The sequence below is a fragment of the Rhizobium sp. PP-F2F-G48 genome (genome assembly GCF_004342335.1).
Lineage (GTDB): Bacteria > Pseudomonadota > Alphaproteobacteria > Rhizobiales > Rhizobiaceae > Ferranicluibacter.
Window position 1 is genome coordinate 204988 of the sequence record NZ_SLVH01000002.1, and the last position, 22250, is coordinate 227237.

The 22250-nt window shown below is 63.5% G+C and carries 26 protein-coding genes and 1 tRNA gene; 15 read left to right on the forward strand and 12 right to left on the reverse strand.

The window, feature by feature from the left end; all coding sequences use genetic code 11:
• Nucleotides 1-39 precede the first annotated feature (39 nt).
• On the reverse strand, nucleotides 40-1440 hold the full coding sequence (locus C8J36_RS05525; RefSeq protein WP_132533339.1) for an L-serine ammonia-lyase: 1401 nt from the start codon (nucleotides 1438-1440) through the stop codon (nucleotides 40-42).
• Nucleotides 1441-1651: 211 nt separating this feature from the next.
• Between C8J36_RS05525 and C8J36_RS05530 the strand changes: the two genes are divergently transcribed.
• Nucleotides 1652-2335: a DUF599 family protein gene (locus tag C8J36_RS05530; protein WP_132533340.1), complete on the forward strand. Its 684-nt coding sequence runs from the start codon at nucleotides 1652-1654 to the stop codon at nucleotides 2333-2335.
• A 93-nt stretch (nucleotides 2336-2428) separates the two neighbouring features.
• On the forward strand, nucleotides 2429-3445 hold the full coding sequence (locus C8J36_RS05535; protein ID WP_132533341.1) for a DUF1624 domain-containing protein: 1017 nt from the start codon (nucleotides 2429-2431) through the stop codon (nucleotides 3443-3445).
• Nucleotides 3446-3514: 69 nt separating this feature from the next.
• Here C8J36_RS05535 and C8J36_RS05540 read toward each other — a convergent pair whose 3' ends face one another.
• Together C8J36_RS05540 and mgtE are read right to left on the reverse strand one after the other, a co-directional pair.
• The gene (locus C8J36_RS05540) at nucleotides 3515-3901 is read right to left on the reverse strand and encodes a MerR family DNA-binding transcriptional regulator (RefSeq protein ID WP_062596554.1); all 387 of its coding nucleotides are present in this window, start codon (nucleotides 3899-3901) and stop codon (nucleotides 3515-3517) included.
• A 234-nt stretch (nucleotides 3902-4135) separates the two neighbouring features.
• Nucleotides 4136-5563, reverse strand: coding sequence for a magnesium transporter (mgtE, locus tag C8J36_RS05545; protein ID WP_062596555.1), 1428 nt, complete (start codon nucleotides 5561-5563; stop codon nucleotides 4136-4138).
• A 339-nt stretch (nucleotides 5564-5902) separates the two neighbouring features.
• Here mgtE and C8J36_RS05550 point away from each other — a divergent pair, with 339 nt between their 5' ends.
• A complete protein-coding gene (locus C8J36_RS05550) occupies nucleotides 5903-6418 on the forward strand; it encodes a peptide deformylase (RefSeq protein WP_132533342.1) in 516 nt (171 codons plus the stop codon).
• Nucleotides 6419-6707: 289 nt separating this feature from the next.
• On the opposite strand, the gene C8J36_RS05555 is transcribed toward C8J36_RS05550, so the two are convergent.
• Nucleotides 6708-6792: transfer RNA gene (locus C8J36_RS05555), tRNA-Leu, on the reverse strand.
• Nucleotides 6793-7080: 288 nt separating this feature from the next.
• On the opposite strand from C8J36_RS05555, the gene lipB reads away from it, so the two are divergent.
• Nucleotides 7081-7848, forward strand: coding sequence for a lipoyl(octanoyl) transferase LipB (gene lipB, locus C8J36_RS05560; protein WP_132533343.1), 768 nt, complete (start codon nucleotides 7081-7083; stop codon nucleotides 7846-7848).
• Here lipB and C8J36_RS05565 read toward each other — a convergent pair.
• Complete coding sequence (locus C8J36_RS05565; RefSeq protein ID WP_132533915.1) at nucleotides 7811-8695, reverse strand: DMT family transporter; 885 nt, start codon at nucleotides 8693-8695, stop codon at nucleotides 7811-7813. The genes lipB and C8J36_RS05565 overlap by 38 nt on opposite strands.
• A 289-nt stretch (nucleotides 8696-8984) precedes the next feature.
• Here C8J36_RS05565 and C8J36_RS05570 point away from each other — a divergent pair, with 289 nt between their 5' ends.
• From C8J36_RS05570 to C8J36_RS05615, 10 genes are all read left to right on the forward strand, one after another.
• A complete protein-coding gene (locus C8J36_RS05570; protein ID WP_132533344.1) occupies nucleotides 8985-9380 on the forward strand; it encodes a helix-turn-helix transcriptional regulator in 396 nt (131 codons plus the stop codon).
• Nucleotides 9381-9456: 76 nt separating this feature from the next.
• On the forward strand, nucleotides 9457-10584 hold the full coding sequence (locus C8J36_RS05575; RefSeq protein ID WP_132533345.1) for an S-(hydroxymethyl)glutathione dehydrogenase/class III alcohol dehydrogenase: 1128 nt from the start codon (nucleotides 9457-9459) through the stop codon (nucleotides 10582-10584).
• Nucleotides 10584-11066: a GNAT family N-acetyltransferase gene (locus C8J36_RS05580; RefSeq protein ID WP_132533346.1), complete on the forward strand. Its 483-nt coding sequence runs from the start codon at nucleotides 10584-10586 to the stop codon at nucleotides 11064-11066. The genes C8J36_RS05575 and C8J36_RS05580 overlap by 1 nt, the downstream gene beginning before the upstream one ends.
• A complete protein-coding gene (locus C8J36_RS05585; protein WP_062596561.1) occupies nucleotides 11063-11506 on the forward strand; it encodes a YaiI/YqxD family protein in 444 nt (147 codons plus the stop codon). The genes C8J36_RS05580 and C8J36_RS05585 overlap by 4 nt, the downstream gene beginning before the upstream one ends.
• A gap of 76 nt (nucleotides 11507-11582) precedes the next feature.
• Nucleotides 11583-12176: a DUF1345 domain-containing protein gene (locus tag C8J36_RS05590; protein WP_245506484.1), complete on the forward strand. Its 594-nt coding sequence runs from the start codon at nucleotides 11583-11585 to the stop codon at nucleotides 12174-12176.
• Between the two features lie 34 nt (nucleotides 12177-12210).
• Nucleotides 12211-13044, forward strand: a complete 834-nt coding sequence (gene fghA, locus C8J36_RS05595) for an S-formylglutathione hydrolase (protein WP_132533349.1) — start codon at nucleotides 12211-12213, stop codon at nucleotides 13042-13044.
• Between the two features lie 58 nt (nucleotides 13045-13102).
• A complete protein-coding gene (gene crcB / locus C8J36_RS05600) occupies nucleotides 13103-13480 on the forward strand; it encodes a fluoride efflux transporter CrcB (protein ID WP_132533351.1) in 378 nt (125 codons plus the stop codon).
• Between the two features lie 62 nt (nucleotides 13481-13542).
• Nucleotides 13543-14529: an RluA family pseudouridine synthase gene (locus tag C8J36_RS05605; protein WP_062596564.1), complete on the forward strand. Its 987-nt coding sequence runs from the start codon at nucleotides 13543-13545 to the stop codon at nucleotides 14527-14529.
• Entirely contained in the window at nucleotides 14529-15185 is a 657-nt protein-coding gene (locus tag C8J36_RS05610) for an HAD-IA family hydrolase (protein WP_132533917.1), read from the forward strand. The genes C8J36_RS05605 and C8J36_RS05610 overlap by 1 nt, the downstream gene beginning before the upstream one ends.
• Nucleotides 15178-15969, forward strand: coding sequence for an ATP12 family chaperone protein (locus C8J36_RS05615; protein WP_132533353.1), 792 nt, complete (start codon nucleotides 15178-15180; stop codon nucleotides 15967-15969). Before C8J36_RS05610 ends, C8J36_RS05615 begins: the two co-directional genes overlap by 8 nt.
• 3 nt (nucleotides 15970-15972) lie before the next feature.
• Here C8J36_RS05615 and sugE read toward each other — a convergent pair whose 3' ends face one another.
• The 3 genes from sugE to C8J36_RS05630 form a co-directional block, all read right to left on the reverse strand.
• Entirely contained in the window at nucleotides 15973-16287 is a 315-nt protein-coding gene (gene sugE / locus C8J36_RS05620; RefSeq protein ID WP_132533355.1) for a quaternary ammonium compound efflux SMR transporter SugE, read from the reverse strand.
• Nucleotides 16288-16389: 102 nt separating this feature from the next.
• A complete protein-coding gene (locus C8J36_RS05625; protein ID WP_132533357.1) occupies nucleotides 16390-17706 on the reverse strand; it encodes a replication-associated recombination protein A in 1317 nt (438 codons plus the stop codon).
• A complete protein-coding gene (locus tag C8J36_RS05630) occupies nucleotides 17703-18998 on the reverse strand; it encodes a DegQ family serine endoprotease (protein WP_245506485.1) in 1296 nt (431 codons plus the stop codon). The genes C8J36_RS05625 and C8J36_RS05630 overlap by 4 nt, the downstream gene beginning before the upstream one ends.
• A 257-nt stretch (nucleotides 18999-19255) precedes the next feature.
• Between C8J36_RS05630 and C8J36_RS25605 the strand changes: the two genes are divergently transcribed.
• A complete protein-coding gene (locus tag C8J36_RS25605; RefSeq protein WP_281029222.1) occupies nucleotides 19256-19381 on the forward strand; it encodes a hypothetical protein in 126 nt (41 codons plus the stop codon).
• A gap of 19 nt (nucleotides 19382-19400) precedes the next feature.
• On the opposite strand, the gene rplQ is transcribed toward C8J36_RS25605, so the two are convergent.
• The 4 genes from rplQ to rpsM form a co-directional block, all read right to left on the reverse strand.
• Nucleotides 19401-19826: a 50S ribosomal protein L17 gene (rplQ, locus tag C8J36_RS05635; protein ID WP_062596569.1), complete on the reverse strand. Its 426-nt coding sequence runs from the start codon at nucleotides 19824-19826 to the stop codon at nucleotides 19401-19403.
• A 136-nt stretch (nucleotides 19827-19962) separates the two neighbouring features.
• Complete coding sequence (locus C8J36_RS05640) at nucleotides 19963-20973, reverse strand: DNA-directed RNA polymerase subunit alpha (RefSeq protein WP_062468254.1); 1011 nt, start codon at nucleotides 20971-20973, stop codon at nucleotides 19963-19965.
• Nucleotides 20974-21073: 100 nt separating this feature from the next.
• On the reverse strand, nucleotides 21074-21463 hold the full coding sequence (rpsK, locus tag C8J36_RS05645; RefSeq protein WP_062468256.1) for a 30S ribosomal protein S11: 390 nt from the start codon (nucleotides 21461-21463) through the stop codon (nucleotides 21074-21076).
• Nucleotides 21464-21697: 234 nt separating this feature from the next.
• Complete coding sequence (rpsM, locus tag C8J36_RS05650) at nucleotides 21698-22066, reverse strand: 30S ribosomal protein S13 (protein ID WP_062596570.1); 369 nt, start codon at nucleotides 22064-22066, stop codon at nucleotides 21698-21700.
• Between the last annotated feature and the right edge of the window lie 184 nt (nucleotides 22067-22250).

A 22250-nucleotide genomic window follows, 5' to 3' on the forward strand; every position in this document is an offset into this window, starting at 1 on the left:
CAACACCCTTGCCGTCGCCTCGTCAAGAGCCGCCTGTCGTCAACACTCGACGACGTTGACCGCGAGACCGCCGGTCGAGGTTTCCTTGTACTTGTCGTGCATATCGACGCCTGTCTGGCGCATCGTTTCGATGCAGGCATCGAGCGGCACGAAGTGGCTGCCGTCACCCTTGAGCGCGAGCGACGCGGCCGTGACCGCCTTGACGGCGCCCAGCGCGTTGCGCTCGATGCAGGGCACCTGCACGAGACCCGCCACCGGATCGCAGGTCATCCCCAGGTGATGTTCGAGCGCGATTTCGGCGGCGTTCTCTATCTGCTCGGGCGTGGCTCCCATGACGGCGGCGAGACCGGCGGCGGCCATGGCCGAAGCGGAGCCGACTTCGCCCTGACAGCCGACTTCGGCGCCGGAAATCGAAGCGTTGAACTTGATGATGCCGCCGATGGCGGCCGCGGTCAGGAGGTAATCGCGGATGCCGTTGTCATCCGCATCCTCATGGAAATGCAGGTAATACCGGATGGTGGCCGGCACGACGCCGGCCGCACCGTTGGTGGGCGATGTCACGACCCGCCCGCCTGCCGCATTTTCCTCGTTCACGGCCATGGCATAGACGCTCAGCCAGTCGTTCGCGAGCAGCGGATTGATCTTGTTGGAGCGCCACTCCTGCTCCAGCTTGTCATGGATCATGCCGGCGCGGCGGCGAACTTTCAGGCCACCCGGCAGGATACCTTCCTGCGAAAGCCCGCGGTCGATGCAGCTTTTCATGGCGGCCCAGATCCGGTCGAGCCCGGCATCCAGTTCCTCGCGCGACATCGAGCACTCCTCGTTCGCCCGCTTCATCTGCGCGATGGAAAAGCCGGATCGCGCCGCCATGTCGAGCATCTGCTTTGCATTGGCAAAGGGATAGGGCACCTTGACGCCGCCGGGCTTGGTCTTGGAGGCGCGCATCGCGTCCAGTTCCGTATCCGTCACGACGAAGCCGCCGCCGATGGAATAGTAGATCCGTTTGAGGAGCAGGCGACCGTCCTTGTCGAAGGCCGAGAAGGACATGCCGTTGGCATGGCCCGGCAGCGGCACCTTCTTGTCGAAGACGAGGTCGATTTTCGGCTGGAACCGATAGGTCGGATGACCGGGCGGGGTGATCTCGCCCGTCCGCTCGACGGCCTCGATGATCGCGTCCATCCGGTCGGGATCCACTCTGTCGGGCCGCTCGCCCATCAGGCCGAGGACGACCGCCCTGCCCGATCCATGACCGATGCCGGTATGGGCAAGCGAGCCGTGCAGGCTGACGGTGATGGTGGCCACGGTCGCACCGGACGGACGGGGCCAGTCGGGAGACAGGATCAGCTCCAGAAAGCGATTGGCGGCCGACATCGGCCCCATGGTGTGAGAGCTCGACGGGCCGATGCCGATCTTGAACACGTCGAATACCGAAAGAAACATCGAAACCCCGATCTGCGCCTGATCCGCGCATTCCTCATCATCGACCATAGGTCATCGCCGCCCGATCCGGGCAGCACCGACCGACATCCGGTGAGGCGCGCGCGACATGGGCCTGTGACACAGCCACGAGGCGACATCGGCGCAGGACGGAGGACGGGCGACACGCGCTTCAGCATATTGCTTTTTCGGAAGGGCATGCCACAAGAGCCGCATGGTTCTGGTCGATTATATCGCACTCTTGGTGTTCGCGCTGCTCTGGGGCGGCTATGTCTGGGTCACGGACCGGCGCACCGTCTTCGGTCGCACCAGCCTGTCTCGGCTGATGATCGAGCGCCGCCGCCGCTGGATCCTCAATTCCCTCAATCGCGACCTGAAGATGATCGATACGCAGATCATTGCCGGTCTGCAGGCGGGGACTGCCTTCTTCGCCTCGACCTGCATCTTCGCGCTTGGCGGCTGCTTTGCCCTGCTCGGCCGTGCTACCGAGGCGCAGGCAATCTTCAACGATCTCCCCTATGTCTTCCAGGGCGGCAGGACGGCGTTCGAGCTGAAGGTCAGCGGGCTGACCTGCATCTTCGGTTATGCTTTCTTCAAATTCGGCTGGTCCTACCGGCTGTTCAACTACTGCTCGATCCTGATCGGCGGCATTCCGATGCTGTCGGAAACCAAGGTGGATCGCGCCGCCGCGGAACGCGCGGCCGAGCGGGCGATCCGCATGAACGTGGTGGCCGCCAAGCACTTCAATGCGGGCCTGCGCAGCATCTTCCTGTCGATCGGCTATCTCGGCTGGTTCGTCAGTCCTTACATTCTCATGGGTGCCACCGGCATCGTCATCGTCGTTCTCTTTCGACGGCAGTTCTTCTCCGAAGCGCGGGACGCGCTTCTGGAGCCATAGGGCCGCACCTGCAGGCCTGTCGTCCCGACGTTTCCACATGCTCCGGTGCCCATTCGCTTCCACCGTCGCCGAGCCTGTTCCAGGGGAGTTTCCATGTCGCTGAACAACTCGAACGCACCGTCCTCTCCGGATACCGCCGGCGGAGTCCCGGAGGATAGCCGGCCCGTGCGCCGTCGCCTCGGCTGGCTGGATGTCGTGCGCGGCATCGCGATCCTCGCCATGGCGAGCTATCATTTCTCCTGGGATCTCGAATATTTCGGATATCTCGCGCCCGGCACGGTGGGCATCGGGCTGTTCAAATACTACGCCCGCGGGATCGCCAGCAGCTTCCTGCTCCTGGCCGGCTTCAGCCTCGTGCTCGGCCATTTCCCCCGCTTTCGCCGCCGCCCGTTCCTCATCCGCTTCGCGAAAGTCGCGGCAGCCGCCGCCGTCATCAGCATTGCGACCTGGTTCGCCTTTCCCACGGGCTTCATCTTTTTCGGCATTCTCCACGCGATCGCGGCGGCAAGCCTCATCGGCCTCCTGTTTCTGCGCCTTCCGGTCGCCGTCACGCTTCTCGTGGCCCTCGCCGCGTTCCTGGCCCCCTTCTATCTGCGGTCCGCTGTTTTCGACCTCCCCTCCTTGTGGTGGGTCGGGCTGTCGGAAACGCTTCCACGATCGAACGATTACGTCCCGCTCCTGCCCTGGCTCGCGCCGTTTCTCACTGGCATCGCACTGGGCCGGATCGCCCTTACGAAAGGCTGGCTGGACACGGCCAGCGCGCCCGAACGTCCGGCAGGTTCCATCAAACGGGGATTAGCGTTCGCCGGTCGCCACAGCCTGCCGATCTATCTTATCCACCAGCCGCTGCTGTTCTCGCTGGTGGCTCTTTTCGCCATGATCCATCCGGCAGCGCGGCCCGATCCGCGCCCGGCCTTCCAGTCGAGCTGCATGGCGACCTGTACCGGTGACCAGACGCAGGCATTCTGCGCACGTTTCTGCGGCTGCACGCTGGACAGGCTGGTCGAACAAAACCTTCTCGATCCCCTCGACCAAGGTCAGATCGACGTGCAGACGGATAGCCGGATCTCCGAGATCGCCGGCCAGTGCACGATGAAGGCGCAGGAGTAGCGCCTCGAACGACAAACGCCGCGACAGGGGGCTGTCACGGCGAGAGGCGTCGGGGTGCTTGGATGTCGGTCAGGTGCCGACGCCGATTTCGGCAAGCCGCGTCAGGCAGGCCTCCTCGACATTGCTCATTTCCTCGAGCGTTTCCTCGATATCGCGGCGCTTCTGGATCAGTTCCGCCCGCTTGTCCTCGAGCCGTTTCATCATCAGGCGAAGCTGACCGGCTTCGCCTGGCGGCTCCTTGTACATCTGGATGATCTCGCGGATCTCCGAGATGCTGAAGCCGATGCGACGTCCACGCAGGATTTCCTTGATCAGATGCCGATCCGTCGCGCGGAAGAAACGGGTGCGCCCCCGCCGCTCGGGATGGATCAGCCCCTCGTCCTCGTAAAAACGAAGCGTTCGTGTCGAGACGCCGAATTCCCGTGTCAGTTCCGTAATGGTATAATACTTGTCCAAACTACGCCTCATCTGCCAGACCGAAATCCTGATCGACATTTACGTAAAAGTCAATGCGTACGCGTAAGTCGTCCCTAACGGGCCGATTGACGAGCGTGAAATCGTGGCTTCAGCGATGCAGCCTGCTGTCGCTAAGGCATGTCGCGCCAAAAGGTGCAGCAATTGTCCAGAACGGCATGCGTATCAACAATCACCTAAGGCGCAACGCGCGAATCTGAGCAACTGCACCGCGCTTTAGTGAATGCCGAACCACCAGGAGGCCAGCCCGAGGAATGCGAAGAAGCCGGTGACATCCGTGACGGTCGTGACGAAGACGGCCGAGGAGACGGCCGGGTCCGCGCCGAACTTGTCGAGCAGCAGGGGAATGAAGATGCCGGCCAGCGCCGCCGCGATCATGTTGATCAGCATGGCTGTGGCGATGATGCCGCCGATATCCGCGCTCTGGAACCACGTGCCCGCCGCAAGTCCGATGAGCAGCCCGAACAGAGCGCCGTTGATAAGGCCAACGCCCGCCTCGCGCCGGATGACCCGGAAAGCGTTGTGGATGTCGAGATCGCGCGTCGCCAGTGCCCGAACCGTCACCGTCATCGTCTGCGATCCCGCATTGCCACCCATGCCGGCCACGATGGGCATGAGAACGGCCAGCGCGACGATGTGCTCGATCGCCTTGTCGAAAAGACCGATCACCGAAGCCGCAAGGATCGCGGTGAACAGATTGACCATCAGCCAGACGACACGCGAGCGCGAGGTATCGATGACCGAGTCGGACAGTTCTTCGTCGCCGACGCCGCCGAGGCGCATGATGTCTTCCTCGGCCTCTTCTTGAATGACGTCGACGACGTCATCGATGGTGAGCACGCCGACGAGGCGCTGGTTCTCATCGACCACGGCGGCCGAGAGCAGGTTGTACTGCTCGAAGACCTGCGCCGCCTCTTCCTGGTCCATTTCCGCCGGGACCGGATGGTTGGTCTCGCGCATGATCGACTCGATTTTCACCGAGCGCTTGGTGCGGAGAATCCGATCGAGATCGATCGTCCCCAGCAGGCGGAAAGTCGGGTCGATCACGAAGATCTGAGTGAAGCTCTCGGGGAGTTCGGTGTCCTCGCGCATGTAGTCGATCGTCTGACCGACCGTCCAGAACGGCGGCACGGCGACGAACTCCGTCTGCATGCGCCGGCCGGCAGTCGATTCGGGATAATCGAGCGAGCGGCGCAGGCGGACGCGCTCGGTGAAGGGCAGTTTTGCGAGGATCGCTTCCTGATCCTCCTGGTCCATGTCCTCGAGAATGTAGACGGCATCGTCCGAATCCATCTCGCCGAGGGCTGCGGCGATCTGCTCGTTCGGCAGGTGCTCGACAATGTCGAGACGAATGGCCTCGTCCACCTCCGTCAGGGCCGAGAGATCGAACTCGTCGCCGAGCAGCGATACCATCGCCCGGCGCTGCTCGGGGTTGATCGCTTCGAGAAGGTCGCCCATTTCGGACGCGTGAAGCCGCGCGACATGCTGGCGCAGATAGAGCACGTCGCGATCGGCGATCGCGGCACCGACATGCATCAGATAGTCGGAACGAACCGATCCATCCTCGGCATAGATGTCGGCCCCGTCATAGGCATCATCCGTTTCGGGAACGCGCGTCTCCAGGTCGTCGCCGGTGTTGCTCATCTGCCCGCCTCGCGATCGTTCAGCCGTTTCCGGCGCCGGGGCGATGCCCGAGGCTCGAAGAAAGGCTCTGCCAGTGTCTCGATGGTTACAGACCGGAAACTAGGGCCGGCCGCACTCCCTGCTAGACCATGGACGTGCGCCGGTCCACCCAAGATGACGCTGCCGCAGACCATATCGAGAAAATTTGTTCAAGCTGTTGCAGAACCTCACAAATCGAAGTCAAATCCGCGCTCGTTCGAGCGCTGCATCGGCGCTTTAAGGCGTGGCGACCGCGGAAAGGCGCGACCCCGATTGCGCTGCTCTGAACCATCCTCCAACGCGACCCTATGGGAGCTTCGCATGCCGATCCGATCCATCATCCCTTTCCCGGATACCCGCCTCAGGACACCGGCGGAACCGATCACCACCTTCAACGGCGATCTCGCAGACCTGGCCACCGATCTGCTCGACACCCTGCGCGCCGCGCCGGGCATCGGCATCACCGGCCCGCATATCGGCATTCTCCGCGCGATCACGGTCATCGAGATCGATGCGAAGGCCGGTCCGCACATCTTCATCAACCCGGAGATCCTCAGCGCCTCCCGGGAAACCACCCGGCACATGGAAGGCAGCGTCTCCATGCCAGGCTTCACCGACGAGGTCGAGCGACCCGCCGCGGTCACGGTCCGTTATCAGACCCTTGAAGGACTCTGGCAGGATGAGGAAGCGGACGGCCTGCTCGCGATCTGCCTGCAGCACGAGATCGACCAGATCAATGGCATCTTCTGGCTCCAGCGCCTGTCTCGGCTGAAGCGGGAGCGGATCGTGAAGAAATACGAGAAATCAGGACCTCGGCAGCGGCATGTCGCCCCCTGATCTGCGATGTTCCGTTGTCCGCCTTGGTCAATCGGCAGAGGACACGTTGACCGGAGCCGCTGCCCGCGGCTGCCGGATCGACGCCATGACATGCGTCACGGCCATATTGACGAGGTCAGCAAGAGCAAGAGACCCGCGACGTCTATATGGGGGACGATCCTAACAATGGATGTCTGTGCTTGGAGCGGAGGAGCAAGTAACTCTGTCCAAGGGGTAGCCTGGAAGGCGGTCCCTCCAGAACCCAAACCGTCGGTTAGACACAAAAAAACCGGCCTAAGCCGGTTTCTGTTGGTGCGGTCGAGAAGACTCGAACTTCCACGGGTTGCCCCACAGCGACCTCAACGCTGCGCGTCTACCAATTCCGCCACGACCGCATCGTGGTAGATCCGAATTGCTCCGGCGGGGTGCATGTAGCAAAAGGATTTGGGGGGCACAAGGGCGGGATGCGGAAAAGTTGGCGGTGGTCAAAACTATTTCCAGGGCCTGTGGACAGAGCCGGGAATTCCGACTTTAACCCTTGATCACAAAGCCCCATCTAGAGGCGACCGATCGGCTGGCTGGGCCCGTGTCTGCACGGAGACACAGGCTCGATCCCACAGGACACCGGAACTGCGCGGCATGGGATTTTCCTTCGATGCCCCGCAGCATTTGCAGGAAGACCCATGCAGCGCGACGCTCTCGATAGTCGTTTCTTTGCCGTCGATGGTAACCCGCCCGTCCGCTGGCGGATTGCCGATGGACTCGTACCCTACGACGTCGCCGTGGAGACGATGGAGCGCGAGGTGGCCGCCATCGCGGCCGGTGAGGCGGATGAGCTCGTCTGGATGGTCGAGCATCCGCCGCTTTACACCGCGGGTACCAGCGCCGATTCGGCCGATCTCGTGATGCCCGACCGCTTTCCGGTCTTTGCAACGGGGCGCGGCGGCGAGTACACCTATCATGGCCCGGGTCAGCGCGTGGTCTATGTCATGCTCGACCTCAAGCGACGCCGGCAGGACGTTCGCGCCTTCGTGGCGGCGCTGGAAGATCTCGTCATCCGCACGCTGGCCAGCATGAACGTCACCGGCGAGCGGCGCGAGGATCGCGTTGGCGTCTGGGTCCGCCGACCCGAAAAAGCCCCCCTGCCCGATGGTACGCCCGTCGAGGACAAGATCGCCGCGATCGGTATCCGCCTGCGGCGCTGGGTGAGTTTTCACGGCCTGTCGCTGAATGTCGATCCCGATCTCGACCATTTCGGTGGCATCGTGCCGTGCGGCATTCGCGGGCACGGCGTGACCAGTCTCGTCGATCTCGGATTGCCGGTGATGATGGAGGATGCCGACATGCGGCTTCGCGATGCGTTCGAGGAGGTGTTCGGGCCGACGATATCCGACAGGACGGCCCCTGTGGTCGTCAGTGCACCGGCTGGCGACGCTCCCGCCAGATCATGAACAGGCCGGAGCCGACGATGATGGCGACGCCGAGCCATTTCGAGGCGGTCGGGAATTCGCCGAAGACGAGATAGCCGAGGATGGTCGCCGCGATGATCTCGAAATAGTGCAGCGGCGCCAGCACGGAGGCGGGTGCGGCCTGAAACGCCTTGACCACCATCAGGTGCCCATAGCCGGAGATCGTGCCGAGCGCGATGACGAGGCCCCATCCGAGCGGCGTCTGCGGCAGCGACGGCACGAAATCCGCCGCGCCCATGCCATGGCCGAGGGCGATGGTCGCCGCCATGAACAGCGTGCCGCCGACGCCGGCAAAGGTCTGCATCGCGAGCGGCGTGTCGGCGGCACCGGAGGCGCGGTTCATCAGGAGATAGCAGGCAAAGAGAAAGGCGCAGGCCACCGGCATCAGCGCGGTCAGGCCGAAGACCTGAAAGCTCGGCTGGATCACGATCATTGCGCCGAAAAAGCCGATGCCGATTGCCGTCCACCGCCGCCAACCGACCTTTTCACCGAGGATCAGCGCCGAAAGGCAGGTCAGGATGAACGGCTCAACGAAATAGATCGCGAACACGTCGGCGAGCGGCATGTATTTCACGGATACGAAGAAAAAGAGCGATGCGGCGGCAAGCAGCACGCCGCGCAGCATGTTGTACCAGGGCCGCTGCGGCACCAGCGCCTTCGGGCCGCCCAGTCGAAGCAGCATCGGCAGCGTCGCGACGAGCTGGAAGAAGAAGCGGTAGAACGTCACCTGCGCCGGCGACATTCCGAGCTCGACCGCCATATATTTCGCGATGGCATCCATGCAGGGCAGGATCATCATGGCGGTGAGCAGCAGGAGGACGCCCTGCATAACGGTCGCGGGCGTGCCGGTTTCGGGCGTCGCGGTTTCGGGCAGGTCAGAAGATGGGCGGGTCATGCGAATCAAGCTCCAGATCCGAGGTCGGACGCAGCCCATGGCAATGCTCTCCCGGCCGTTTCCGCAAGGCGTAGCCCGACGGATATTTGACGCTGCGAGCCCTTTTCTTTCCCGACCGTGGATGTAGGCTTGGGCAAAAGAAGGCTGGGGCGGAAGAAGGCTCCCGCGCCCTGCGGCCATGACGCCATGGCCCAGCAGGCGGGAGCACGATGAGGAGAACGCCATGCGGGTATCAACAGACGCCATGATGGCCATGCTGCGGCAGCCGCGCGACACGGACACGCCCGGCGGGCGGCTGTTTCGCGCACGCGGCGTGCTCAATCTCAGCCTCGCCGACCTTGCCGAGCGCCTTACAGTATTGCCGGAGACGGTCTCCGACTGGGAGCGCGACCGCAGCGAGCCGGAGGGAGAAAAGCTGGCGCTGCTCGCGGATCTCCTGGGCGTGACGCCGCGATGGCTGATCGCCGGGATCACCGAGCCGTCCGGCATCACCCTCTCGCCCTTGGCCGTACAGGGCCTGCTCGAGGAACTCGAGAGCGCGAAGGCGCTGCAGGCGCAGGCGGGAAAGGCGATAGACGCGCTTGAGACCTCGCTTCGCCGCGTCCTAAAGAGTATCTGAACAGAGATATCGAATCGTGCGCGCCGGCCGCTCGGCATCGCGCCCCATCAAAAGCATTAGATCCAGGAGACATTTCATGGACGTTCGCGCTGCCGTTGCCGTTCAAGCTGGCAAACCCCTCGAAATCATGACCGTGCAACTGGATGGACCGCGCGCCGGCGAAGTTCTCGTCGAGATCAAGGCGACCGGCATCTGCCACACGGACGAGTTCACCCTGTCGGGTGCCGATCCGGAAGGCTTGTTTCCCGCCATTCTCGGCCATGAGGGTGCGGGCATCGTGGTCGATGTCGGCCCGGGCGTAACGTCGCTGAAGAAGGGCGACCATGTCATTCCGCTCTACACGCCGGAATGCCGCGAGTGCTATTCGTGCCTGTCGCGCAAGACGAACCTCTGCACCTCCATCCGCGCCACGCAGGGCCAGGGCCTCATGCCGGACGGCACCTCGCGGTTCTCGATCGGCAAGGACAAGATCTTCCACTACATGGGCTGCTCGACCTTCGCCAATTTCACGGTCCTGCCGGAAATCGCGCTCGCCAAGGTCAACCCGGACGCGCCCTTCGACAAGATCTGCTATATCGGCTGCGGCGTCACGACCGGCATTGGCGCCGTCATCAACACGGCCAAGGTGGAGATCGGCTCGACGGCCATCGTCTTCGGTCTCGGCGGCATCGGGCTGAACGTACTGCAGGGCCTGCGTCTGGCCGGCGCGGACATGATCATCGGCGTCGACATCAACAACGACCGCAAGGCCTGGGGCGAAAAGTTCGGCATGACGCATTTCGTCAATCCGAAGGAGGTCGGCGACGACATCGTGCCCTTCCTCGTCAACATGACGAAGCGCAATGGCGACACGATCGGCGGCGCCGACTACACGTTCGACTGCACAGGCAACACCAAGGTGATGCGCCAGGCGCTTGAGTCTTCGCATCGTGGCTGGGGCAAATCCGTCATCATCGGCGTTGCCGGCGCGGGCCAGGAAATCTCCACCCGCCCCTTCCAGCTGGTCACCGGCCGCAACTGGATGGGCACCGCCTTCGGTGGCGCGCGCGGCCGCACCGACGTGCCGAAGATCGTCGAATGGTACATGGAGGGCAAGATCCAGATCGACCCGATGATCACCCACACGATGCCGCTCGAGGACATCAACAAGGGCTTCGACCTGATGCATGCGGGCGAAAGCATCCGCAGCGTCGTGATCTATTGATGGGACACACGCCCTACGAGGTCGACCTGCGGGCGATGGATGCCCTGTCCGCGGCCGACCTCTATGCATTGCTGAAGATGCGTGTCGATGTGTTCGTGGTGGAGCAGACCTGCCCCTACCCCGAGCTCGACGGCAAGGATGCGACGGCACTGCATCTCCGGCTGATGGAGGGCGACGTGCTCGTCGCCTCCGCGCGGCTGTTGCCGCCCATAGGGTCGGGCGAACCGGCGCGCATCGGTCGCGTCGTCGTCTCGCCGGATCACCGCGGAAAGCAGCTCGGCAACGCCGTGATGCGCGAGGCGATCTCCGCCTGCGAGACCGCCTTTCCGGGCGCGCCGATCGCGCTGTCCGCGCAGAGCCATCTGCGGGCGTTCTATGAGCGCCTCGGCTTCGAGGCGACGTCGGACGACTATGTCGAGGACGGCATTCCGCATGTGGACATGCTCCGGCAGCCGCCGCCCGTTTCGCTGGAGGTCGCGTGATCTACGTCGATGCCGATGCCTGCCCCGTCAAGCCGGAGATCCTGAAGGTCGCCGAACGGCATGATCTGCCGGTGACGCTGGTTGCCAATTCCGGGCTGCGTCCGTCGCGCGATCCGATGGTGACGAACGTGATCGTCTCGGCCGGCTTCGATGCGGCCGACGACTGGATCGCGGAGCGTGCAGGCCCCGGCGACGTGGTCATCACGGCGGATGTGCCTCTTGCAGGACGCTGCGTTGCCAAGGGCGCGCTCGTGACCGGACCCACGGGGCGCGTCTTCGATGTCGCCAATATCGGCATGGCCACCGCCATGCGGGATCTCGGCGCCCATCTGAGAGAAACGGGCGAAAGCCGCGGCTTCAATGCCGCCTTTACCGCCCGCGACCGCTCGGCCTTTCTCGAAACGCTCGACCGGCTCTGCCGGCGCGCAAAGCAGGCCTGAACCCTTGGCGGACGCACGTGGCGCACTCATCCCCCGGCGGCATCTTCCCTTTACGCTCGGCGCCATCGCGGCCGCTTTGTCGCTGCCGGTGGGCTTCCTCGAAAGCGGGCGGTTCGCCATCGAGCTCGCGGCCGTCCTGTTCTTCCTCGTCTATCTCGGCATGATCGCGATCCGCATTCCGACGCTGAGCGGGGCTTATCTCAAAGAAAATGCGGCCGGCACCGACGAGCCGGAGATCGTCATTCTCGGCGTCACCCTTGCGGCCGTCGTCATCTGCCTCGGCTCCCTGTTTCAGGCGTTGAACGAGAAGGATGGAGCGCCGCTTCCCGAGCAGATCCTCGCCTTCGCCTCCGTGGCGCTCGGCTGGCTGACGGTCCACACGATGGCGGCGATTCACTACGCGCACCGCTACTGGAGCCCCGAGCTTGCAGATGACGACGCGGGTGAGAACGGCAATCGTCGCGGCCTCGACTTTCCGGGAACGGACATGCCGGGCATCTTCGATTTCCTCTATTTTTCCTTCGTCATCGGCATGACGGCGCAAACGTCGGACGTCGCGATCAACACGACGGCCATGCGCAAGATCAACCTGATCCACGCCGTCGTCTCCTATTTCTTCAACACCGTGCTCATCGCCGTGGCGGTCAATGCCGCGGTCGCTTTGCTCTGAACACATCGTCCGACCTGCCCAGAGGAAGTCTCCCATGAAAGTCCTGTCTCAGACCATCGCCTTCCGCGGCATGCAAGGCGTCTATTCGCATCGTTCGGAGGCCTGCGACTGCGATATGACCTTTGCCGTCTTCGTGCCGCCGCAGGCGGTGAGCCAGCCCTGCCCGGTCGTCTGGTATCTCTCCGGCCTGACCTGCAGCCATGCCAATGTGATGGAGAAGGGCGAGTACCGCCGGCTTGCGGCCGAACTCGGCCTCATCATCGTCTGCCCGGATACCAGTCCGCGCGGCGGCGATGTCGCGGACGAGGCGGCAAACTGGCAGATGGGCAAGGGTGCCGGCTTCTATCTCGACGCGACGCAGGAGCCCTGGGCGCGCCATTATCGTATGGAAACCTATATCACGCAGGAACTGCCGGCGCTGATCGCCGCGCAATTTCGCGCCGACATGAGCCGTCAGGCGATCTTTGGCCACTCGATGGGCGGCCATGGCGCGATGACCATCGCACTCAAAAACCCGGACCGCTTCCGCAGCTGCTCGGCCTTCGCGCCCATCGTCCAGCCCTCGACGGCCGATTGGTCGATCGGCGCGTTCGAGAAATATCTCGGCGCGGACAAAGCCGCATGGCGGGCTTATGATGCCTGCGCGCTGGTCGAGGACGGCGCCCGCTTCCCGGAATTCCTGATCGACCAGGGAACGGCCGACGGCTTTCTCGAGACGGGCCTGCGTCCCTGGCTGTTCGAGGACGCGATCAAGGGAACCGGCATCGCCCTGACGCTGCGGATGCAGGAGCGTTACGATCACTCCTATTATTTCATCTCCACGTTCATGGACGATCATCTGCGCTGGCATGCGGAGCGGCTGGCGTGATCACGGGGACGGCAGACCGACCCCAAACGTCGCCGATCGGTGACGGGAGACGGCTGCGATGCTGAATATTCTCCTGGTCGCGCTTGGCGGTGCCGGCGGCTCCGTGCTGCGCTATCTCGCCGGGATCGCCAGCGTCCGGCTGATGGGGGCGGGCTTTCCCTGGGGAACGCTGTTCGTCAATGTCACCGGCTCGTTCCTCATCGGCGTGCTGTCCGAGGTCGTAGCCCGACGGTTCGGGGCCTCGCCCGAGCTGCGTCTGTTCCTCGTCACCGGCATCCTTGGTGGCTACACCACCTTCTCGGCCTTCTCGCTCGATGCAGCAATGCTCGCCGAACAGGGCCAATTCGGCGCGGCGGCGCTCTATGTGGCCCTCAGCCTCGTCCTTTCCGGCCTCGCCGTCGTTGCAGGTCTGGCCCTGATGCGCGCAATCGTCTAAAGCGGGCGCTTGACGATGATGGATGGCTGGCCCTTTGGCCGCCAAGGACGAAAGACCGGGACATGGCGGGTATCGAGCACAAGACGGTGGAAGCCGATGAAAACGGCATGCGCCTCGATCGCTGGTTCAAGGTGCACTATCCCGGCCTCGGCTTCGGGCCGCTGCAGAAGCTGCTGCGCTCCGGCCAGGTTCGCGTCAATGGCGGCCGGGTGAAATCCGATTTTCGCGTGGAAGCCGGGCAGTCGATCCGCATTCCGCCGATGGATGTCGATGAGAACCGCAAGACCGGGCCGATTCCGAACCACGACCTGAAGCACTCGTCCGACCACGAACTTCTGTCGCGCATGCTGCTGCATGAGGACGCCAAGGTGATCGTGCTCAACAAGCCGCCGGGCATCGCCGTGCAGGGCGGATCCGGCCTCAACCGGCATATCGATCAGATGCTCGAAGCCTGGACCAGCCCGAAGGGCGAAAAGCCGCGCCTCGTGCACCGGCTCGACCGCGATACATCGGGTGTTCTGGTCGTGGCGCGCACCCGCGGCGCGGCGCAGAAGCTAACCGCTGCGTTTCGCGAGCGCGACACGAAGAAGACCTACTGGTCGCTGGTCAAGGGCGTGCCGCGCAAGCGCGAGGACAAGGTGTCCAGCTGGCTCGTCAAGGAGCAGACGCCGGATGGCGACCGGATGCGCATCGCCCGCCATGGCGACGATGGCGCCGACCATGCGATTTCCTACTACCGGGTGCTGGAGCAGGCCGGCCAGAACTTCGCCTGGCTGGAGATGGAGCCCTATACCGGCCGGACGCACCAGCTGCGCGTCCATGCCCTGCACATCGGACACCCGATTCTCGGCGATCCCAAATATTTCGATGATGCGCCCAGCTGGAATTTCCCGAGCGGCGTCCAGAACCGCCTCCATCTGCATGCACGCAAGATCGACATTCCCCATCCCGATGGCGGACGCCTGACGATCACGGCGCCGATGCCCCAGCATATGGTTCAGACCTGGAACCTGTTCGGTTTCGACATGGCCAATGCCGGAGAGGAATGATGCGGCTGGTTCTGTTCGATTGCGACGGCACGCTGGTCGATAGCGCAGGCGTGATCCATGAGACGATGGCGCGGACGTTCGACGCATTCGGCCTCGCCTCGCCCGCCCTTGATGACACGAAGTCCATCATCGGGCTGACCCTCGACATCGCGATCGCCCGGCTGACCGGGGAGCCTCATGTCGATGATCGGGCGCTCGCGATGACGGCACACTATAAGGCCATCTATACGGATGTGCGTGCCGAAGGCTTTTCCGAACGGCCCTTCCCGGGCATCGCCGCCCTGATGCGCACGCTCGGGCAGCGCGAGGACCTCGTCATCGGTGCGGTGACGGGCAAATCCCGGCGCGGGCTCGACATCATTCGTATGTCGCACGGTTTTCATTTCACGGTCTCGCGCACGGCCGACGACTGCCCGTCAAAGCCGCACCCGGCTATGGTCACCGAATGCTGCGCGGAAGCTGGCTTCGAGCCGCGCGACACGCTTGTCATCGGCGATGCCATTTACGATATGCAGATGGCAAAGGGTGCGGGCGCGACAGCGATCGGCGTTTCCTGGGGCTATGCGCCCCCGACTGCCCTTCTTGCCGCCGGCGCCGACCATATCGTCCAGACGCCGGACGATATCCTTGCTCTGCTGGAGACTGCGCATGCCTGATATCCGCGACGACTTCACCAACACGTTCACCGATCCCGACCCGGTCCGGCGTGCGCAGATCCAGATGCTGAAGCCCCTGCCAAAGCGATTTTACAAGGATGTCTCGATTGGCCCCGTCGAGGATGGCACATTCGCCATTCTTCTCGACGGTCGCCCGGTGAAGACCCCCGCCAAGCAGGTGCTCGCCGTACCGACTAGAAGTCTGGCCGAACGCCTGGCGGCGGAATGGGAGGCCCAGGTCGAACAAATCGATCCCGGCATCATGCCGGTGACACGTCTCGTCAACAGCGCGCTCGACGGCGTCTCGAAGGACATCGGCGCCGTGTTCGACGATATGCTCAACTTTTCAGGCACGGACATGCTTTGCTACCGCGCCGCCCAGCCGGAGGGGCTCGTCGCCCGTCAGCAGGCGCAGTGGGACCCGATTCTCGACTGGATGTCGGTCACGTTCGGTGCGCATTTCATCCTTGCGGAAGGCGTGATCCACCAGAGCCAGCCGCAGGCCGCGATCTCTGCATTCGCCGACGCGCTGCGCGCCTATCGGACACCGCTCGCGCTCTCGGCGCTGCACGCCATGACCACGCTCACCGGTTCCGCGATCTTGCCGCTGGCCATTGCCGAGCGCCGCCTGAGCGTGGACGAGGCCTGGGCGCTGGCGCATCTCGATGAGGATTGGCAGATCGAGCATTGGGGCACGGACGACGAAGCGTTCCAGCGCCGTGAACTGCGCTGGCGCGACATGCAGGCGGCCAGCGCCGTTCTCGATTCGCTTCGGACCGCGTAAGGTTCAAGCCGTGAGCTTGAGCCCGGCGATGCCTGCGACGATCAGGCCGATGCAGCCGAGGCGAACCGCCGTTGCCGGCTCGGCAAACAGGACGATGCCGAGAATCACGGTTCCGACCGTGCCGATCCCGGTCCAGATCGCATAGGCCGTGCCGAGCGGAAGCGTCCGCAGCGCCAGGCCGAGAAGCGCGATGCTGGCGATCATGGCGGCAATGGTGAGGATGGTGGGAAGAGGCTTCGAAAAGCCGTCGGTATATTTCAGGCCGATGGCCCAACCGATTTCGAACAGTCCCGCGAGAAAAAGCAGAAGCCAAGCCATGGAGATCACTCCTGTGAGGAGCGAGGTCGTCCCCGCATGGATGAAATATTCGCGGTCGTCCGCTGTCGTTCTTATGCCACATCCTGCATCGCCGGGCAATCGTCAGCCTTCGCCGCCGCGCTCCTTGCGCAGCTTGTCCCACCAGTCGAGCCGCTTGCGGATGTCCCGCTCGAAGCCCCGTTCCGGTGGATCGTAAAAGGTCTGGCGCCCCATCTTCGCGGGAAAGTAGTCCTGGCCGGAGAAGGCGTCCGGCTCGTCATGATCGTAGCGATAGCCATCGCCATAGCCCTCGCCCTTCATCAGCTTCGTCGGCGCGTTGAGGATGTGCTTGGGCGGGAGCAGCGAGCCGTTCTGCTTGGCCGCGCGCATGGCAGCCTTGTAGGCGGTGTAGACGGCATTCGATTTCGGCGCGGTCGCAAGGTAGACGCAGGCCTGTGCCAGCGCCAGTTCGCCTTCCGGCGAGCCGAGATAGTCGTAGGCGTCCTTCGCGGCATTGCAGACGACAAGGGCCTGGGGGTCGGCAAGGCCGATATCCTCGACCGCCATGCGCACCAGACGCCGGCCGAGATAGAGCGGGTCCTCCCCTGCATCGAACATGCGGCAGAGGTAGTAGAGCGCCGCGTCCGGATCCGAGCCGCGCACGGCCTTGTGAAGCGCGGAGATGAGATTGTAGTGGCCGTCCTGGCCCTTGTCGTAGACCGGTGCCCGGCGCTGGACAACCTCCTGCAGCCCCGAGACGTCGAAGGTCTCGCCTTTCCGCGCCGCGCGCCACACTTCTTCGGCCAGCGTCAGCGCCGCGCGCCCGTCGCCGTCCGCCATGCGGATGAGGCTCGCCCGCGCGTCCTCGTCGAGCGGCAGGGGCTTTGCCTCCGTCGTCTCCGCCCGGGCCAGAAGCTCCCGCAGACTGTCCTCATCATGCGATCGGAAGGTCAGCACGCGGGCGCGTGAGAGGAGAGCGGCGTTCAGCTCGAACGACGGATTCTCCGTGGTGGCCCCGACGAGGATAATCGTTCCGTCCTCCATGACGGGAAGAAAACTGTCCTGCTGCGCCCGGTTGAAGCGATGGATCTCATCCACGAAGAGCAGCGTCTGACGACCGGACATGCGCCGCGTCCGGGCCATCTCGAAAACCTTCTTCAGATCGGCCACGCCGGAGAAGATCGCGGAAATCTGCTCGAAGGCGAGCCCCGTCTCGCCGGACAGGAGGCGTGCGACCGTCGTCTTTCCTGTGCCGGGCGGTCCCCAGAAGATCATCGAGCCGAGCGAGCCCGAATCGATCATCCGCCGCAACGCGCCATCTTCCCCGGTGAGATGCGCCTGCCCGGTAACGTCCGCGAGCGTCTGCGGCCTCAGCCGGTCGGCAAGCGGTCGCTTGGCCTGATGACCTTCCGGCTCATGGGGCGCAAAAAGATCGCTCATCGGAAGAACTGGCGGATCCGTTGCCCGTCACGCTCGATCTCGACGCGCCAGAAAGCCGGATCGTCTGCCGCCGCCTTTACCAGCGTCTCGGTCTTGTCGATCGGCACGCCATTGACCGCGATAATGATATCCTTCGGCGCAAAGCCGACGCGGGCGGCGGGAGAGCCGCGGTTGACGGCCGTGATCACGACACCTTCCGACGCGGCCGACATGTGAAGCTCGTCGGCGAGACGCGGCGACAGGTTGCCGACGACGGCGCCGGCGAACGGCGTGCGGCCCTCGATCAGCCGCTCATCGCGCGGCGCCGTTTCCGGCGCCCGTTCGAGCCGCAACGTGACCTCGCGCACCTTGCCGTTGTTCGCAACGCTCAGCCGCGCATCCTTGCCGATGCCGACCGTGGTGAGGCGGTAGCCGAGCGCGTCGGGATGTTCGACCGCGATGCCGTTGACGGCGGTAACGACTTCGCCGGGCCGGATACCCGCCTTCTCCGCCGGGCCGCCTTCGATCACGGAACTGACCAGAGCACCCCGCGCCCGATCAAGCCCGAGGGCGTCGGCCACCTCCGAGGTGACCGGCTCGAAGCTTGCACCGATGAAGGGACGCACGAAGCTGCCGGTGCCGCCCTTGGCCGATTCGATGAAGACCTTCACGAGATTGGCAGGAATGGCGAAGCCGACGCCGTTGGAGCCGCCGCCGCGCGAGAAGATGGCCGTGTTGATCCCGATCAGCTCGCCCTTCATGTCGATCAGACCGCCACCAGAATTGCCCGGGTTGATGGCGGCATCCGTCTGGATGAAGAAGCCGAAATCGCTGCCTGGCGTCACCTGGTTGCGCGCCAGGGCGGAAACGATGCCGCTCGTCACCGTCTGTCCGACGCCGAAGGGATTGCCGATCGCAAGCACCAGGTCGCCGACCTCGACGCTGTCGGAGTCTCCGAGCGGGATCGTCTGAAACGGCGCACTGCCCTCGATCTTCAGAACGGCGAGGTCCAGGCGGTCGTCCTTCAGAACCACCTTCGATTCGAATTCCCGACCATCCGCCAAGGCGACCTTGATGTCGTCGGCACCTTCGATGACGTGATTGTTGGTCACGACGATGCCGTCCGCACCGACGATCACGCCCGAGCCGAGCGAAGACTGTTTTTCGGAGCGATTCGGCATGCGCTGGCCGAAGAACTGCTGCAGGAACGGATCGTCCGCCAGCGGCGAACGGCTCTCGACGAGCTTTTCCGCATAGACGTTCACCACGGCGTTGGCCGTCTGCTTGACGAGAGGCGAAAAGGACATCTGCATCTCGGCGCGGCTTTCCGGAACCGTCTTGACCGTGCCGTCCGCCGCGCTGCTCGTGCTCGCCACCGGCGTCGCCACCGCGCTGGTCTTCAGCTGGTCGATGGTCGGATGAGACTCACCGAGATCCGTCGGCGCCACGAAATGCGCAAGGAACATGATGATGACGAGGCCGGCAATGCCGGACAGGACGAGCGACAATGGCGAGCGGTGCATGGGGAACCCTTGATGCAGATGTAACAGGCTTGTCGAGGAGAAATAGGATGAAGCGACGCGAAAGCAAAGCCACCGTCTTCGGCAAAAGCATGGCGGCGATGGCGCTGCCTGAGGGATTACGGTGCGCCGGCGCCGGAAACGAAAACAGCCGGACTTTCGCCCGGCTGTTTTAAACTGATCTGCCTGAAAAAATCAGGCTGCTTCAGCGGCGTCCGCTTCGGCTGCAACGCGAGCCTTGTCGGCTGCGCCCTTGGCATCCACATCGCGATCGACGAATTCGATGACCGCGATCGGCGCATTGTCGCCCTGGCGGTAACCGGCCTTCATGATGCGAAGGTAGCCGCCGTTGCGGGTGGCGTAACGGGTCGCGATCGCATCGAACAGCTTGGCGACGACGGTCACGTCACGGATCTGCGAGATGGCCTGACGACGGGCGTGCAGGTCGCCGCGCTTGCCGAGCGTCACGAGCTTTTCGACGATCGGGCGGATTTCCTTGGCCTTCGGCAGGGTCGTGATGATCTGCTCGTGCTGGATCAGCGAAGCCGCCATGTTGGCGAACATCGCCTTACGGTGGCTGGCGGTACGGTTCAGCTTGCGGCCGGCTTTCTGGTGGCGCATGGCTATTCTCCTTTATGCAGGTGTCGCTCTCTCTGGAGGACCTGCCGTTTCCTGGCACATACAGGCACCGTGCGATGTCTCGCAGGGCCTGCTGTTTGACGGGGAAAGGCAGAGTTTCGACCTGCCTTGTCTGTTTTTAATACTGGTCTTCGTAGCGCTTTGCGAGATCTTCGATGTTCTCGGGCGGCCATGCGGGCACTTCCATGCCGAGGTGCAGGCCCATGGAAGCGAGAACTTCCTTGATTTCGTTCAGTGACTTGCGGCCGAAGTTCGGAGTCCGGAGCATTTCGGCTTCCGTCTTCTGAATGAGGTCGCCGATGTAGACGATGTTGTCGTTCTTCAGGCAGTTTGCCGAGCGAACGGACAGTTCGAGTTCGTCCACCTTCTTGAGAAGCGCCGGGTTGAACGCGAGTTCGGTAACGGCTTCCTCTTCGGCTTCCTTCTGCGGCTCGTCGAAATTGACGAAGACGCCGAGCTGGTCCTGGAGAATACGCGCTGCGAACGCAACGGCATCTTCACCGGTCACGGAGCCATCGGTCTCGATCGTCATCGACAGCTTGTCGTAGTCGAGAACCTGGCCTTCGCGGGTGTTTTCCACCTTGTAGGACACTTTCTTGACCGGCGAATAGAGGCTGTCGACCGGGATGAGGCCGATCGGTGCATCTTCCGAACGGTTGCGATCCGCCGGAACGTAGCCCTTGCCGTTGTTGACCGTGAACTCCATGCGGATCTCCGCGCCCTCGTCGAGCGTGCAGATCACGTGGTTCGGGTTCAGGATCTCGATGTCGCCGACCGTCTGGATATCGCCAGCCGTGACCACACCCGGGCCCTGCTTGCGGACGACCATGCGCTTTGCATCGTCGCCGTCCATCTTGATGGCGATTTCCTTGATGTTCAGGACGATGTCGGTGACATCTTCGCGAACGCCCGGGATCGAGGAGAATTCGTGCAGAACGCCGTCGATCTGTACGGCCGTGACGGCGGCCCCGCGGAGCGAGGAGAGAAGAACGCGACGCAGCGCGTTGCCGAGGGTCAGACCGAAGCCACGCTCAAGCGGTTCCGCGACAAGGCTGACCTTGGTGCGACCGGAAGACGTGAACTCGACCTTGTTCGGCTTGATCAGTTCCTGCCAGTTTTTCTGAATCATATGTTTTGCCTTCCGTTCGTTGCCACCATCCATTCGTGGCAACGGAGCCCTGAAGCGCCGGCGAGAGCGATCTCCCGCCGGACCTGATGACGAGTGCGTATCAGACGCGGCGCTTCTTGCGCGGACGGCAGCCATTGTGCGGGATCGGCGTCACGTCGCGGATGGACGTGATCATGAAACCCGCTGCCTGAAGGGCGCGCAGAGCCGATTCACGGCCGGAACCCGGGCCCGTGACTTCGACTTCGAGCGTCTTCATGCCGTGTTCCTGCGCCTTCTTGGCAGCATCTTCAGCAGCGATCTGCGCTGCGAACGGCGTCGACTTGCGCGAGCCCTTGAAGCCCTTCGAGCCGGCCGACGACCATGCAATGGCATTGCCCTGCGCATCGGTGATGGTGATCATCGTGTTGTTGAACGACGAGTTCACGTGGGCGACGCCCGTCGAGATATTCTTGCGTTCGCGACGACGTACGCGTGTGGCTTCCTTGGCCATATTAACCCTTTCACGGATCTCTGCACCGCCGTAATTCCAGCGGCTACACCGGGGAGACCTGCTCCCCACTTTCATCAGCGATGCCGGAACCCTTCAGGGGCTCCCCGGCATCGCGGCGATATCAACGCTGCCGTATTTCCAGCAGCTCCACCGAACGACGGCCCAAGCCGTCCTCGACATACCAAAAAGAGGCCGGTGCTTCGCACCAGCCTCCTCACCCCCGTTTCCGGGAGATTACTTCTTCTTGCCGGCAATCGCCTTTGCCGGACCCTTGCGGGTGCGGGCATTGGTGTGCGTGCGCTGGCCGCGAACGGGCAGCGAGCGACGATGACGCAGGCCGCGGTAGCAGCCAAGGTCCATCAGACGCTTGATGTTCATCGACGTCTCGCGACGCAGGTCGCCTTCGACCTGGTATTCGCGGTCGATGGCTTCGCGGATCTGAAGAACTTCAGCATCCGTCAGCTGATGCACGCGGCGTTCAGCCGGGATACCGACCTTTGCGACGATTTCCTGTGCGAATTTCGGTCCGATCCCGTGAATATAGGTGAGCGCGATAACCACGCGCTTTGCCGTCGGGATGTTGACGCCAGCGATACGAGCCACGTCTGTTCTCCTTGCTTCCAGTTGCCATCCGGCAATAGGTGCTTCTATGCAGCCTTGAATAGCCGTCAGTTTCAATTTTCGTTCGGAACACGGGACAAAAGCCCAGCCCGGACTTCACTTGTGAAATCCGCGCCATCCCCTGCATGTTGCGAGTTAGCGCGGTCTTTAGACGGAATCGGCCGGA

Excerpts from the sequence above, each read along its gene's own strand:
- C8J36_RS05525 (WP_132533339.1), bottom strand. The coding sequence starts at position 1,440 with ATGTTTCTTTCGGTATTCGACGTGTTCAAGATCGGCATCGGCCCGTCG.
- C8J36_RS05530 (WP_132533340.1), top strand. The coding sequence starts at position 1,652 with ATGGTTCTGGTCGATTATATCGCACTCTTGGTGTTCGCGCTGCTCTGG.
- C8J36_RS05535 (WP_132533341.1), top strand. The coding sequence starts at position 2,429 with ATGTCGCTGAACAACTCGAACGCACCGTCCTCTCCGGATACCGCCGGC.
- mgtE (WP_062596555.1), bottom strand. The coding sequence starts at position 5,563 with ATGAGCAACACCGGCGACGACCTGGAGACGCGCGTTCCCGAAACGGAT.
- C8J36_RS05550 (WP_132533342.1), top strand. The coding sequence starts at position 5,903 with ATGCCGATCCGATCCATCATCCCTTTCCCGGATACCCGCCTCAGGACA.
- lipB (WP_132533343.1), top strand. The coding sequence starts at position 7,081 with ATGCAGCGCGACGCTCTCGATAGTCGTTTCTTTGCCGTCGATGGTAAC.
- C8J36_RS05565 (WP_132533915.1), bottom strand. The coding sequence starts at position 8,695 with ATGCAGGGCGTCCTCCTGCTGCTCACCGCCATGATGATCCTGCCCTGC.
- C8J36_RS05570 (WP_132533344.1), top strand. The coding sequence starts at position 8,985 with ATGCGGGTATCAACAGACGCCATGATGGCCATGCTGCGGCAGCCGCGC.
- C8J36_RS05575 (WP_132533345.1), top strand. The coding sequence starts at position 9,457 with ATGGACGTTCGCGCTGCCGTTGCCGTTCAAGCTGGCAAACCCCTCGAA.
- C8J36_RS05580 (WP_132533346.1), top strand. The coding sequence starts at position 10,584 with ATGGGACACACGCCCTACGAGGTCGACCTGCGGGCGATGGATGCCCTG.
- fghA (WP_132533349.1), top strand. The coding sequence starts at position 12,211 with ATGAAAGTCCTGTCTCAGACCATCGCCTTCCGCGGCATGCAAGGCGTC.
- crcB (WP_132533351.1), top strand. The coding sequence starts at position 13,103 with ATGCTGAATATTCTCCTGGTCGCGCTTGGCGGTGCCGGCGGCTCCGTG.
- C8J36_RS05605 (WP_062596564.1), top strand. The coding sequence starts at position 13,543 with ATGGCGGGTATCGAGCACAAGACGGTGGAAGCCGATGAAAACGGCATG.
- C8J36_RS05610 (WP_132533917.1), top strand. The coding sequence starts at position 14,529 with ATGCGGCTGGTTCTGTTCGATTGCGACGGCACGCTGGTCGATAGCGCA.
- C8J36_RS05615 (WP_132533353.1), top strand. The coding sequence starts at position 15,178 with ATGCCTGATATCCGCGACGACTTCACCAACACGTTCACCGATCCCGAC.
- sugE (WP_132533355.1), bottom strand. The coding sequence starts at position 16,287 with ATGGCTTGGCTTCTGCTTTTTCTCGCGGGACTGTTCGAAATCGGTTGG.
- C8J36_RS05625 (WP_132533357.1), bottom strand. The coding sequence starts at position 17,706 with ATGAGCGATCTTTTTGCGCCCCATGAGCCGGAAGGTCATCAGGCCAAG.
- C8J36_RS05630 (WP_245506485.1), bottom strand. The coding sequence starts at position 18,998 with ATGCAGATGTCCTTTTCGCCTCTCGTCAAGCAGACGGCCAACGCCGTG.
- C8J36_RS25605 (WP_281029222.1), top strand. The coding sequence starts at position 19,256 with ATGAAGCGACGCGAAAGCAAAGCCACCGTCTTCGGCAAAAGCATGGCG.
- rplQ (WP_062596569.1), bottom strand. The coding sequence starts at position 19,826 with ATGCGCCACCAGAAAGCCGGCCGCAAGCTGAACCGTACCGCCAGCCAC.
- C8J36_RS05640 (WP_062468254.1), bottom strand. The coding sequence starts at position 20,973 with ATGATTCAGAAAAACTGGCAGGAACTGATCAAGCCGAACAAGGTCGAG.
- rpsK (WP_062468256.1), bottom strand. The coding sequence starts at position 21,463 with ATGGCCAAGGAAGCCACACGCGTACGTCGTCGCGAACGCAAGAATATC.